Below are 14,602 nucleotides of genomic sequence, written 5' to 3' on the forward strand. Positions count from 1 at the left end.
CTAATTCAGCACATATCAAAGAGATTGGTTAAAGATTTATCTAGAAGATCTAAACTTTGTTCTTGATCATGCAGAACCATGGTTATTGAGCTATTTCAAGAAGATAAATGCAGAAGATAAGGCTATGGAACTTGATATCTATAGTAACCTTATTCAAGAAGTTCAGCCTTTATTGGAATACAGGAAAACGCTACTAATTGATCCCATAGAGCTGAATTTTGAGATACAACCAAACTCAAAAGAATATCAAGCTGTTCAACGTGCTGTTGATACAGGTAAGCCATTTAATTGGTATCATTTTGGTACTGCTGAATTACAAGACCTTTTTAAGTCAATTAAAGTTTCTGGAAAATATCCTGATACATCAGATGAATGGAAAAGACTTAAAGAATATCTTGATAGAAAGCAAACTCTTAATATCTTTATGAGCAAGTGGAATAGTATTGCCGCACAATTAGACATTCCTTTAATTGAGTTAAATAATCGTAATATCGATGAAATATTAAAAGAGTTCACGCAGCTCATCAGTAGAACCCAAAAATGCCTAGATTTAAAAAATAAATATTTGGATCAATTTAATGCGAATTATTTAAAAGTTTTTAAGAGAGCTAAATCTTTTGATTTCTACGGATTACCTAAAAATATTGATGACTTGATTCAATTGTTAGGGCAGAAGTTAAAAATATTTAATTTAGAAGTCTATCAACAACAACTGGCTGATCAAATCCTTTATTTATCAGAGTTTGGTAATAAAATATCAAATCAGTTAAAGAAAATTGTATCTCTGATTGATTCCGATTCATTACATGAAAGTGAACTTGGAGAGTATGCTGATCTATTAAAAAAATTATCACATTTAAAAGATCTAACTGAAGATTTTGAAAGAGTTAAATCCGCCAGTATTAGATTGAGTAAAACAAATGCTTTGATTCTTAGTAAACATATTCTGGAAGTTCCGTACGCTGAAGAAATTGAAGATCCTGTATTACGTAATACATTGCTAGAGGCTTGGGAATGGAAACGTCTTGAGATTTTTGTAATGGCCATCAGTAATACAAGTCAAATTGAAAATTTGTATGAGCGCCGTCGTATTCACGAGAAGAATCTATCTCAAAATTACGCTCAATTGGCAGCAAACAAGACATGGCTGGCATTAAAGGAAAATGCCTCAGATAAAATTTTAGTTGCATTACAGCGTTATAAAATTGCTGTACAACACTATGGAAAAGGGACAGGTAAGAATGCTCCACGTTATAGAAAAGATGCTCAAGTAGCCCTTAAAGAGGCAACGGCAGCTATTCCTTGCTGGGTCATGTCACATCTCCAGGTATCTGAATCTATGCCTGCTGAATTAGGTCTCTTTGACTTAGTGATTGTGGATGAGGCATCACAATCATCAATTGACGTATTACCCGTTTTAATGCGTGCTAAAAAGTTATTAGTTGTGGGGGATAATAAGCAGGTTTCTCCGAGTAATGTCGGCCTAGCAAGTGCTCAAATTGATGTATTAAGGAATCGTTATCTACATGGTCAGCCGCATGCTGCATATTTAACACCAGATATGTCTTTATACGACATGGCTTCTTCTATCTATGAGTCAAGTGTGATGCTTCTAGAGCATTTCCGCTGTCATCCTGCAATCATTAGTTATAGTAATAAAAACTTTTATGGTAACCGTATTAAGCCAATGCGACTATCGAAGAAGTCTGAGCAGTTAAGCCCAGCTTTAGTCGCAATTTATACACCGCAGGGGTATAGAGAATCTAAAAACAGCAAACATATTAATCGAATAGAAGCGAAAGCAATTATTGAGGAAATGAAGCTACTTATTAAAGATGAACGATATACGAATAGATCAATTGGCGTGATCTCGTTGCTAGGTCCAGCACAGGCTGAGTTCATTCAATCAGAAGCTTTGAATGAGTTTGGCGCAGGAACTCTTACTCAGGTTCAATTTGCTTGTGGAGATGCTTCAGCATTTCAGGGTGCAGAAAGAGATATTATTTTCTTATCTATGGTAGCAGATCCTGAGAATTGTCATGCTTTGAGTCGATCTGATCATGAACAGAGATTTAACGTGGCTGCAAGCCGTGCTCGTGAAAGGATGTATCTTGTCCACTCCGTGAATCGTGATCATATATCTCCAAAAGATCTAAGGCTGAATTTACTCAATCATTTTTATGATTTGCAAGAAGATCAAAAAGCATCATTTGAAGCAAAATTAGACTTGTGTGAATCGGAGTTTGAAAAATCTGTGTTTACGACACTCCATGAAATGGGTTACACAGTTACTCCACAGGTTAAGGTTGGAAGCTATCGAATCGATTTAGTCGTTGAGTCAGATGGTGATCAGCGTTTGGCTGTTGAATGTGATGGTGATAGCTATCATGGGCCGGAACAATGGCATGATGACATGACTCGTCAACGTGCTTTAGAACGCGCAGGATGGACATTCTGGAGATGCTTTGCATCGAGTTGGTCCATTGAACGTGAAAATATGATTATGTCATTAAAGGAAAAACTTGATGCAATGGGTATAAAACCTACACATGGAATGAGTAGCTTAACTCAAGATGTAGAACACAAAGTGTGGGTAGATGCCGAATCTGAAATGAGTGCGGAAAGTGACATCGAGAAAGATTTGTTAATTCTTTAATTGTACTAGCTTGTATTTAAATGGATTCGCTAGCGGACACTTACCTAACTAAAGATTACAGTAGTAATCTTTAGTTCCTAAAATTTCATTCGGGTTGAAATGGGTTAAACATTTTAATTGTCATCAGCCTATATGAGAAACCAGCTTTGATTGTTACTTCCACCACTTTTACTTTTAACTTCGGTGTTTTATGGGAGGATTACCAAATCTGTTAAAATTTGATAACACAAATAAAAGATATTTAAAATAACACTTTACTTTTAATTTGATTTTGAATATTTTTCACACATACAAAAAATAAACCCAGTAGGGTTGAGGGCTGATATTAAAAAAACCACCTATTTTTTGAGCTAAAGCAATATGTATTGCTCTAAGCCAATAACCATATACCAAACTTTATCTATATTCAGAACTATATAAATCTAATTAAATTATTGAATTTGATTGATCTTTTCTGTGTTTTTTGTGGGATATTTATGTCTTTAATTATTAAAACTCAAGCAAATGGTATTCATCAACACGAAACTAAAGCATTAACTAAGATTAGAGAAGCTTTTAGCGTAGAAGATGAAATGAGAAAAGTGAGTCCTTGGTATGGTTATGCAGGCTATACCTTGGTGGATCAGATCTCAAAAAAAGAGGGGGAATTCGATCTAATTTTAGTGACCAATAGTGTCCTGATTATTGTTGAACTCAAAGACTGGAATGGAAAGTCGATCAAGACAGCTGAGGGCAATTGGTATATGGATGATCGTGATATGGGGGTGTCACCAGTTTCTTTAACACGCCAAAAACAATTCATTCTTATAAATAAATTAAAGGTATTAAAAAACAAATTTCAGGGTAATCCAGGTTTTGTACCTAAAGTTCATTTTTATGTTGTTATGTGCGGAAAAGTCAATTTCTCTGGCTTGCCTGATGAAGATCTAAATCACGTAATAAGTCTAGAAAAGTTTCTAAAATTTGCCACCAAAAATAATTTTAATAAAGAGTTCAAACCACACCCACAAGCTCAACATTTATACAAAGATTTTGAATTAATCGATAAGATTTTCACAAGCAAAAACAACCCTCCTAAAAAGGTTGTTGTGCATAAATATAAACAGGACGATGAGCTTATTTTTCACCCTAAGAAGCTTTATGTGGAGTATGAGGCAACCTCTACAATATCTCGTTCTGACAAAGCGATTATAAGACAATGGCAATTCGCAAATTTTCATAATTTGAGTATTCAATCTCCTAAACTTAGAGCTCATTTACTGAATCATGAGCGTGTTATCAGTGCTGAGTTTAAGCAAAGTAACCATTTATATAACACGGCACTTGTTCCTTTGATCATGCCAGAGGAAGATCAAATCACTCAACAATACAATGAGTTGGTTGAATATCGCCAAAGTCATCTTCGATTCAATGACTTCATAACTACAATTAGCCACAATCTAAGTGAAGAAGACCAATTAGATTTAATACAAATTTTATTAAGCAAATTTTCTGAAATGCACAAAATTGGCGTTTCACATGGAGATATTAATGCACATTGTATTTGGATCTCACCTCAAAAAGAGGTAGGAATTTCTCACTTTTTAACAGCTGATACTAAAAGTATTGATAATAATATTCGAGAATTACAACCCGAACTGTCTTTTTTAAATGATACGTCTTGCTCAAAGTTTGAGAATGTTTCGATGTTTAAGAAAGATGCTTATATGCTTGCTGTTTTAGCATGGCATTTATGGTCGAATATTCGGTTAACGTCTAAGTCACTGAGCAATATTAGTGTTGAAAGTTCACACTGGATAGGTGATCTAGTTAAAAAGGCTATCAATCTAGAAGTTGAAGATGCAACCCAATTGCTACGCCTGTTCAATACCAATAGACCAGTACAATCAGTTGAGTTTAGCGCTGATCCGAAATTATTAGAACAATACATTACGACGGATAGAATACATAAAGCTTATCCAGAGGATTATGAGCTGTATGAAGATGAGGAACCTGACGTTATTTTATATCGCTCAGGTGATTTGCTCGTTAAAGAATGGTCGGATGTACATATAGAGGATTTTACATCGAGTGACATTCTCAAATATCAGCATTTCTTTGAACGTATTAATGAGACAGTCGAGCAGAATTTACCTTATTTACCAAAGCTTGTAAGAGTTGGCATTTCTACTAAGTCGAGATCCTTGTTTATCGTCAATGATTATCAAGATGGTTTTAGAGCCAATGAAATTAATACGACAAATGAGACCCGACTATTGTTGGCTGCCAATTTAATTGAAGCAATTCTTCATTTGCAGAAACTTGGTTTACCTATTGGTAGAATTTCTAGTTTCAATGTTCTATTCAATTTAGAAGAAAACAGTTTTGTTTTTAACGACATCATAGATATAAACCATACAGTAGATCCTGAATGTGAATACTATCCTGATCACATTGATAACCCAACGAGTGAACAGTGCCAAAACTTCGCAATCATGAAATTAGTATGTGACATCCTAGATTTCGAGATTGGTAAAGATAGCACTGACTTTAGATGGATTAGTGACGCTGTTAAATTAGAGCTTGAAGAAAATGAATATCCTCTAGGGGATCTTAACCGGTTATTGGATAGCATTGAAACCGCCCAAGGTAATAGTGATACGCCAACTATTCGAGTGCCTGTGCCAGATAAGTTTAATGAACTTACAATTTACGGCGACAATAAACGTGTATATGTGTCATTAGAAAAGGGGCGTAATGCCAAAGACATTGTTGTTAAAATGCAAGGTATTGGTGGCTCTATACAATTTATTTTAAATCCTGAAAGTAAAAGTATTAAATTTATCACTGGTGTCCGTGAGTCGGATGTGGTGCCACACTACATTGTAGATCAAGCTGTACTTGAGATTAATGTAGCTCTAGATGTACAACATGCAGTTGGCCGTTCAGATTATTCAGATCTTTCTAATTTTCTTTTTGAACGTGAAGAATTTGTAACTGCTATTGATGATGTTCTTGCAAGTCAATTAAATGATCAAGAAGAAAGTGTTGATTCTCAAATTTTATCGGGTTTAGAACAAAATATTAATCCTGATGTACCGTTAATCTTAGATCATTATTCAAATGACCTCACTGATGAGGTTAAAAATTTAGCTGCATTGAATATTGACACTAGAAAGCTATGGAAAGCAATTTTAGAAACGGAGACAGAGGCGTTACCTTATATCATTTTATCTCAACCACTACAGTTTGTTGATAATAAAATTTATATCGCACGCTATGAAGATGACAATGATGTATTAGACAAATTCCCTAAAGACTCAATTATCAGCCTGATCCATAAAACTATTGATTTTAATGGTGACGACAGGGAATTCCGTGTAGGGGACATTGATATTCAACACTCTTTAGCAGGTGAGTTGCGAGTAAAGGGTGTTAAACATGCGGATAAAATTAAAGTAGGTGAGGTCTTATACCTACGCACGAAAGCGGATAAGTCATCATTCTTAAAAAGAAAAAATGCTCTAGAACAGATTCTCAGACGGCAATCGGATATACCGAATTTAGTTGATTATTTTGAACCTGACTCAAATATAAATCCTATTTGTTATGACATTGAGGTAACAGACCAAGATTTTGAGAGATATGATCAAACAGATCAAACGGGCAAGGTGGTTGTTAGTCTGAATGATTTACAACGAAAAGCTTTTCGTAAACTTATCAACTATGGTCCAGTTTCTATTCTCCAAGGTCCCCCAGGTACAGGTAAAACGGAGTTTATTGCTGCATTCGTTCATTACCTATTCGAGAAGCAGAATGTCAATAATGTATTGATGGTTAGTCAATCACACGAAGCTGTGAATACAGCTGCTGAGCGAATTAGAAAACATTCTAACCGCTTGAATACGCCGTTTGAGATTGTTCGTTTCAGTAATAGAGAAAGTGCAGTATCGAATAACTTAAAAGATGTTTACTCAGACTCAATCATTTCAACACATAAAAATCTGTTTTTAAGTGAAATGGAACAACGGGTTTTATCTTTAAGTCAGTCCATTGGTGTTGATCGAGAATACTTAGCATGTGCCTTGTTCCTAAAAGTACAATTATTTGGGCATTTATCAAGATTGTTGGTTTCAAGCGAATTACCAGAAGAAAATCTAATCTCAAAAACTGAGTGGAATAAACTAGCCGACAAGCTTATTGAAAGACTCAAGGGCTATTCACCTGAGCTGTATTCATCATTGGTAGGTTTAAATAGCCGTCAAATTTTAGATCGTGAAAATCAAATTTGGCAGATGTTAGATGATGCTTTTGAAGTGCATGGTAAAGCTGCCAGTAACGCTAAAGCACTTGTAAAAATTGCGTTTGATTACGATGAGTTAATAGATAGTCCAAATGCAAATTACGAAACATATCTTTCAAAAACCCGTCAATTTGTTTGTGGTACATGTGTGGGAATAGGACATCATTCGATAGACATCGCTAACCAATCATTTGATTGGGTCATTATTGATGAGTCAGCGAGATCAATTTCATCTGAATTAGCTATTGCAATGCAATCGGCTAAAAGAATCCTGTTAGTTGGTGATCATAAACAATTACCGCCACTCTATTCACCGGAACATGCAAAAGCACTTGGTCGTAAATTAGGGGTCTCTAAAAATCGTATTGAGGCTAATTTAAAAAGTGATTTTGAGAGATTGTTTAACTCTCCTTATGGTAAGACAGTTCAAGGAAAACTTTTAGTTCAATACCGTATGGCACCGGCAATTGGGGAAATGGTATCGGCTTGTTTCTATGATGATGAATTAAATACTGGCGTTATCGAACCTTTAGGTCATTCTCACCACAAAGATATGGTACGCATGGTGCCACATATCTATCAGCAATCTACCGTTAAAGAATTACGCTCTACTGTCACATGGGTAGATACTTCAGAGAAATTCAGTGATGCAGTGGGTACTACATTCTTCAATAAACACGAAGCTCGTAAAATTATTGATTTGTTAGAGCGTATACATGCAGATGAACAATTATTGAAAGAGCTAAAAGACAGATCTAAGCCGAATGAGCCACCGATCGGCATTATCTGTATGTATGGGGAACAAAAACGTCATTTGAGGAAGCAGTTCAACTCTAAGTCTTGGAATGAGGATTTTAGGAACCTAGTGAAAATTGATACGGTAGATAGCTATCAGGGTAAAGAGAATAGAATAATCATTCTGTCCATTACTCGTAACAGTGAAGATAACAAAATCGGTTTCATGAAAATGCCAAATCGAATCAACGTTGCCTTATCAAGAGCTATGGATAGATTAGTTATATTTGGTGCATCAAGATTGTGGAATATGCCAAAGCATCAAGAAACTCCATTGGGTGAAGTTTTTATCTATATCAATGAGCGATTAGGAGATAAAGATCACTATCAATATATTGCTGATCCTAAATTAGAAACAAGACGACACGTTAAGACTGCAAATAATTCACGTAGAGGAATCACTCATGACTAATTACAGCATTCCATATCATGATGTGGATATCCTAATCCCTGCGCAACGCTTTGAAGTTAAGTTTAATTATACATCAAGTCAAATGCCAAATTTCATTGACTCAATGATTATGAGATTACTTCGTATTAGCCCAATGTCAGCAGATAGTGTTGCCAATTTTTTAGGGTTGAATCAAAGAGAATCCAGAATAGTATTGGATCAACTTATTACAAATAATGAAATTGAACTAAAAAAGGACGATTTATTCTATCTAACAAATAAATCAATGAAATATTTCACAACTGTAGACTCAATACCTAAAGTGGCATCAATTCTGGAGCATACTCAAAATTTGATGTATGAGTTAACTAATTTCAATTTCATTCCGGAAAAGCCTGACAATAATATGTATGGTTTGAAATTAATCGCTTCAAACTTGAATGCTGCAAACAGTGAAAACATTGTGCGTGATAGATTCCAGAAGCAATTTTACCAACTTGTAGAAGATGAGGTCATAACACTAAAAAAAATGGATGGTAGACCAAGCATCTATAAGATGGGTACGGTTAAGAAAGTCAAAGACTGTACGGTACGTAAATCCCTTGACCTTAATATTGATGCCAATGCAGAACCACAAGCAATTAAAGTTTTTGACTCTATTATGAGTGAAGAACTTAGAGAAAAAACTTATCAGGTTTTAGGTCAAAGTAAGAAAGGGAACAATATTAAAGACATCGTAGATAATCTAGATGGATTTGAAGAATTTAACTTACAACAATATTTTAAAGATGGGCGTTTCTTGGCATCGGTAGCATTATTCAATAGTTTAAATATTATTGAAAGCTCAGGAGATGAAAGTAATCATCAGTTTATAGGACCATGTTATAGCCAAGGTAACGCAAAACTTATTCTCAATAAAATTAACGAGATTATTGCAACTGGTCGTCTAATTCAGAATATTTATTGGTTGGCACCGGATGATGCCTTTTGGGGAAAATCACTTAGATTTAACACTTTTGTTGGTGCTTTGGGACAGCTCAAGAACAAACAAAATGTTGAATTAAAGCTAAAGTGCTTTTTGCCTATGAATAATGAGCAAGATAAAGCATCCATTATTAATTACCGCAAAATCATTGCAAAAGACCATCAGAAATATTTCTATGGAATTAAAGAGGGTTTGCTAGCAGGAAACTTTGAAATGCTTGTTGTAGAAAACGAATTTGCAGTGGTAATTTTGCATGTCTTAGATTCTGAAGCTGAATACCTGACCAGTTTTCCAATAGGTTCAATGAGTACCAATAAGAGTATGGTAAACAGCTTGGTGAATTTGTTTGATGCTTGGCAACGACCAAAAGAGGAAAATGGGATAAGTTTTGGTCCAATGTTTAAGAAGTAGATTCAGTTGGATGATGCAAAAGTTATTTGATTTATGTATTTGCGAGAATCTTAAAACGGCGGTTATTCAAAATTTTAAATCCCGTGATCAATGCGGGATTTAAAATTTTGGACATTCCGTCCATAAGAAACCGATGTTGAAAGTAAAGGTTAAAGGACTTCACACGTATTACGATGCATTGAGACAAAACTGACTCTAGTTGTGTTGATAGCATTTATCTTTGTACGAGCGTAATCAATTCGCGTAAATCTCAATATATCTAATGTGGTTCCGTTAATTAGACCACTCAATTCAGTTTTATAAGTGATAAATCCGCTCTAAATATTTAAATTATGCTGCCATGACTTTTAGTAAATGTTGATCATAAAATTCATTCGGTGTTGCCTTATTCAAACTTGAATGAGGACGTATCATGTTATAAAAATCCAAATATTCAGCAATTGATTGTTTCGCTTGTTTAACCGTATCGTAAGCCTTCAAATAGACTTCCTCATGCTTCACGCTGCGCCATAACCGCTCAATCATCACATTATCCATCCATCGTCCTTTCCCACCCATACTTATACGGATATTTCGCAATTTTAACTCATTCAAAAATGCCTCGCTTGTGAATTGACTGCCTAGGTCTGTATGAAAGACTTCAGGACAACCATATTTCACAATTGCTTCTTGCAACGCATCTACGCAAAAGTCTGTTACCATACTGATCGATACACGATGAGCCAGTACTTTACGACTATGCCAATCTATAACTGCACACAGATAGACAAAGCCTTTAGCCATAGGAATGTACGTGATATCTGTACACCAGACTTGATTAGAGTGATCTATGAGCATTTTTTTTCAACAGATATGGGAAAATACGGTGTGCAAGATTAGGCTTACTGGTATTGGGTTTTGGATACAAGGCATGTATTCCCATCAAGCGCATTAAACGTCGGACTTTACGCCGACCTATTTGATGTCCTTGACGCTGTAGCATATCTCGTATCATTCGACTGCCCATAAATGGGTAGTCGAGATGAATTTCATCGATCAGACGCATCAAACTCAAATCAGTTGATGAAATCTCTTTGGGCTTGTAATACAACCTACTGCGATTGTTGTCGTACCGAAAGTTGACGGGTCTTATCGATCATTTTTTGCCGCTCAGCTGCCCTATTTTTCTGAGCGCACCTTCTAAAAAATCAATTTGCAATGCCTGATGTCCTATCTTGGCATGTAAAGCTTTGAGGTGAATCTCTGGTTCTTGTTGTGCTGTTGGTCGTGAAAAAATATTGACGATTGTTCAAGCAGTTGATTTTTCCAATCAATGATTTGGTTTTGATGTAAATCGAATTGAGTAGAAAGTTGAGCGAGTGTGTGGTCGCCTTTAATTGCTGCCAGAGCAACTTTAACTTTAAACTCTGCTGAATGATTACGACGTTTTCTTCGTGTCATGATTGACTCCAAAAACAAGCATTTCCCATGCTTATTGGGGAGTAGATTATCACTTATAGGCCTGGTCTAAAATCCTAGACCCACATCACATTCGATAAAGCAGAACAGGCAATTTCACTAAATTGGTTCATCGCAATATGTAATTTACAGCCATAAAACCAGCCCATTGAGCTCCTACCACGTGATGCAATTTGGACTAATGATTTATGACGCTGAATACGTTGATTTTTACAAACTGGCAGAGTTGTTGAATCAATCCATAAATATTGTGTACTTTGGCCTTTCATCAGTGCCACATGTAGGGCATGCAGTGCTAATTCATGCCTTTTGATCAGATGAATCATCCTTTGATAGCAAGACGAGTACTTAAATAAATGGCTTTTATCTTCTTTTAACCAGGTGAAAAGGCTGTGAAATTATTGAAATGAGAGCATTTGTACCAAATGGCAATAAATCAGATTTCTGAAATTGTAAGTTGAGCATTTCTGATGCTTAGGGAATCACGGTTTTGTTTGAGAAACTCCCAATAAGTTGCTTCAAATTTAAGAAAAAATCATCAATTACGCAAAATAATTCGGTACTATTGAACATCAGGACTAGAGTTGTGAGTTTGGTCTGGTAACTCAACTGATGGCTCTAGTCCTCTTATTTTTCAAGTCAATTTCTTATCCGCGATTCGGGTTATTTATGATGGGTCGGTGAATAAAGAACAGAAGAGTTTTTAAAAAATAGTTTAAATGTTAGGGGGGTAATGTGAATACAGTTTCTAAAATCAAATATGACGATCAAAAAGAAATAAATGGATTAAAAGTGCAGTTGATCGAAGTAAATCAGAAACTATTTGCCTATGGTGATGTAGAGGATACTTTATATGAGGCTATAGAAGAGCAGAATTGGTTTACTTTTAAAAATAAGCCATTTGTTGTATTTGATCGTAGAACTGGTTTTTTATTTCCAAATTTTAACCACGTTAAACATGTTGCCTATCGTGAATGGAACGAGGTAAAAAAATCTTATGGACCTAACGATATTGAAAAAGGGCGATGGGAAATTTTATCTGAGATTTTTTATTATGATGAGAAAACTGATAGAACTAAAGGTTCATATTTTTTTAAACAAGGCTCACATAATTTAAAATTTGACTATCCAAAAAAATTTAGAGGATCTAAGGCGACTGGAATATTTATTTCAAAGCATATAGATAAATTAGGCCAATTAAAAAAGATTAACTATATAACAGGCTTCAGCACAAATGATTCTTTTTCTTGGTATGTCACAGGAAATTATCAGAATTACTTAAACCATAGTGTATTCCCTGTACTGAGGGTATTGAATAATCCAAAATTATTACCAGATCATCCGAGTATGATCGGAAAGGAAAAAAGCAAAATAATTTTGAATTTCTTTATAGATAAAGGATGGATGCCGATTTTTGAGCCCTTCTTGGATCAGTTTCACAATGAATCCAATGATGATTATCAGTACAGATTCAATATAGCTAAGAAACAATGTGATGAGTACAATAGTATTTTTGAAATTTACTATGAAAAAAGACAATTAGAGAAAAAACTTTTGGGTCTTGGTCTAACTTATGATGATCTGTCAAATGCGGCGGTATCAAATGTGGGTAAAGTGTCTTATGACTTTCTTGTTGAAATACAAAACTATAATATTGATGAAATCAATAAATCTGTGTGGCAGTACAGTCTTTCTGCACAAAAATGGCTGAATAGTCTTTTAGGTAAAATTGATGAATGGGAAAATGACAATCTAGATCTAGTGAAGACTGCCCTCGAATTAAAGCAGGAGCTAGACAAAAAGTTACCTGTAAGTATCAATGTCACTACGGAAGAAAAGCAGTTACTTGAATCACAATTACAACAGATTAAAAAACGACTTGATCTAGGTTTAACTCCGTTGCGTTCGAATTTAATAAACCTATTCTCAGAGTCACAACAGATTTCTTCTAATTTAGAACAGACCAATACATTATTTGGATTAGCACAGCTTGAACAACAAGTACGTCCAAGTTTTGAATTGCTTGCAGAACATACAGCAATACTTTGTACCAAGACATTGAAAGAAATGGAATGGTTAGATGGTTCTCTAGATTTTGTAAAAACTATTGTATCTGTTTTGCGTAAATCAGTAGAAGACTATCTCATTCTCGTAGATAAGTATCAGCAAGATTTAGTTCAAATCGGTCTGGATAATAGTATTGAAATTGAAGAAATTACCAAGTGGTTTGCTGAGTGGCGCAGTGAGCGCTTATCTCTATTAAAGCAAATTCTACCTTTGCTAGATGCTGGATTAAATAAAGTCATAGATGAGAATACTGTCCTTGATGTGTTGCCATGCATTGAGCAATACCGAACTGAATTGGATCAATTTTATTTGCAGAAACGTCTAGGCATTCATACCACTTATGCATTCCAGCCGAATGGACAACGTCAAGAGAAGCTAGAAAAAGAACAGGAACACACTAAGCTTGTTCATCAGTTCATGCAACAGTTAGAAAAAGTGATATTCAATACTAAAACAACGGCGCAAAAGATTTGGCTTATACGCTTCAGTGAGGTTTGGCAGCAAGGTGTAGTCAATGAAATTACAGACTTTTTAGCTAAAGAGCAGCTTATTGAACGTGATGATGTTGTTCAAATTATGAGCGAAGAACTACGTAAGGTTCAGCAACAGAACTTAGCTACCTGTCTGCAAGATGCACAAAGCTATAGCGAAGCATTGGCGCAGCGAGAAAAAGACGTAAATACATTGATATTTAAAATGCGTAAAGCATTAATGAAATAAGGGGAAAAATATGGGGCTGTTTAGTTCAATTGGTGGCTTTGTGAGTAAGGCGGCAAGTGCAGTAGGGAGTTATTTGGGTGGCGTTGCATCAGGTGGTGGTTACGGAGGCGGGCGTGATTACGATGGTGGTTCGTATTCCACATCTACATCTACAAGTTCGACAGTAACTACCTATGATCCAGACAAAATTGAAGTTGCTAAACTAGAAAATGAACGTGTTGATCTGGTCAAAAATGCTCAGCTTGAATTAATGGAAGTCAATGCACGTCTTGAAGCAGTAATGATTGAAGCACGATGTAAAGGCTTTCAAGCAATGCAGGGCTCAATGATGCAAATGCTGAAAGAGGTTAATTATTTAGCGGAAGAGCGCTTGGTTTTACTGGAGAACGGTAGCCAAGAGCAGATTAAGAAAGTTGAATCTATGTATGCTGATCTAAGTAAAGACATGGATAATGATGACTTTATGTTTGCTAAAGTTCCACAGATGTTAGAACTGGCAAATAAATTCCCAGAGGGTTCGGATAGTCGAAAACTTTATATGAGTGGAATTGATCGTGAAATGGCAAAGCATTTTGACTTCAAAACTGAACAGTTAAAGAACTTAAATGCACGTTGTCAGATTGTGGTTGCATCCGTAGTTGCTAGTAAAGAGAAAATGCAACATCACATTGATACTGTTATTACAAAGCGTATTGAGCATATCGAGCAAGTGATGCGAGTGAATTCCCAGCTTCCTTATAATGCAATGGCGCAGATTGGTAGTGGTGATCAATTGAAAATTGAGCAGAAGTCTTAATGCAAAATAGAGCACTTACCGAGTGCTCTTCATAAAGTGGT

At 35.5% G+C, this 14,602-nt stretch carries 4 protein-coding genes and 3 pseudogenes; 5 read left to right on the top strand and 2 right to left on the bottom strand.

Going from position 1 to position 14,602, the window contains the following annotated elements; all coding sequences use genetic code 11:
- Positions 1-19: 19 nt before the first annotated feature.
- The 3 genes and pseudogenes from IO68_RS24495 to IO68_RS24505 all read left to right on the top strand — a co-directional run.
- Positions 20-2,656: pseudogene (locus IO68_RS24495) on the top strand (AAA domain-containing protein); the annotation flags it as partial.
- 476 nt (positions 2,657-3,132) lie between these two features.
- Complete coding sequence (locus tag IO68_RS24500; protein ID WP_023013240.1) at positions 3,133-8,145, top strand: AAA domain-containing protein; 5,013 nt, start codon at positions 3,133-3,135, stop codon at positions 8,143-8,145.
- The gene (locus tag IO68_RS24505) at positions 8,138-9,520 is read left to right on the top strand and encodes a hypothetical protein (protein WP_023013241.1); all 1,383 of its coding nucleotides are present in this window, start codon (positions 8,138-8,140) and stop codon (positions 9,518-9,520) included. The genes IO68_RS24500 and IO68_RS24505 overlap by 8 nt, the downstream gene beginning before the upstream one ends.
- A gap of 330 nt (positions 9,521-9,850) precedes the next feature.
- Here the strand turns inward: IO68_RS24505 and IO68_RS33585 are convergent.
- Together IO68_RS33585 and IO68_RS33590 are read right to left on the bottom strand one after the other, a co-directional pair.
- Positions 9,851-10,960: pseudogene (locus IO68_RS33585) on the bottom strand (IS3 family transposase).
- Positions 10,961-11,049: 89 nt separating this feature from the next.
- Positions 11,050-11,551: pseudogene (locus IO68_RS33590) on the bottom strand (transposase); the annotation flags it as partial.
- Between the two features lie 162 nt (positions 11,552-11,713).
- Between IO68_RS33590 and IO68_RS24525 the strand changes: the two are divergent.
- Both IO68_RS24525 and IO68_RS24530 read left to right on the top strand, forming a co-directional pair.
- On the top strand, positions 11,714-13,765 hold the full coding sequence (locus IO68_RS24525) for a hypothetical protein (protein WP_019384255.1): 2,052 nt from the start codon (positions 11,714-11,716) through the stop codon (positions 13,763-13,765).
- A 10-nt stretch (positions 13,766-13,775) separates the two neighbouring features.
- Complete coding sequence (locus tag IO68_RS24530) at positions 13,776-14,561, top strand: hypothetical protein (RefSeq protein WP_023013243.1); 786 nt, start codon at positions 13,776-13,778, stop codon at positions 14,559-14,561.
- The last annotated feature ends 41 nt before the right edge of the window (positions 14,562-14,602 follow it).

This window comes from Acinetobacter sp. COS3 (assembly GCF_000475335.1).
In the GTDB taxonomy this organism is placed as follows: domain Bacteria; phylum Pseudomonadota; class Gammaproteobacteria; order Pseudomonadales; family Moraxellaceae; genus Acinetobacter; species Acinetobacter venetianus.

Excerpts from the sequence above, each read along its gene's own strand:
- IO68_RS24500 (WP_023013240.1), top strand. The coding sequence starts at position 3,133 with ATGTCTTTAATTATTAAAACTCAAGCAAATGGTATTCATCAACACGAA.
- IO68_RS24530 (WP_023013243.1), top strand. The coding sequence starts at position 13,776 with ATGGGGCTGTTTAGTTCAATTGGTGGCTTTGTGAGTAAGGCGGCAAGT.
- IO68_RS24505 (WP_023013241.1), top strand. The coding sequence starts at position 8,138 with ATGACTAATTACAGCATTCCATATCATGATGTGGATATCCTAATCCCT.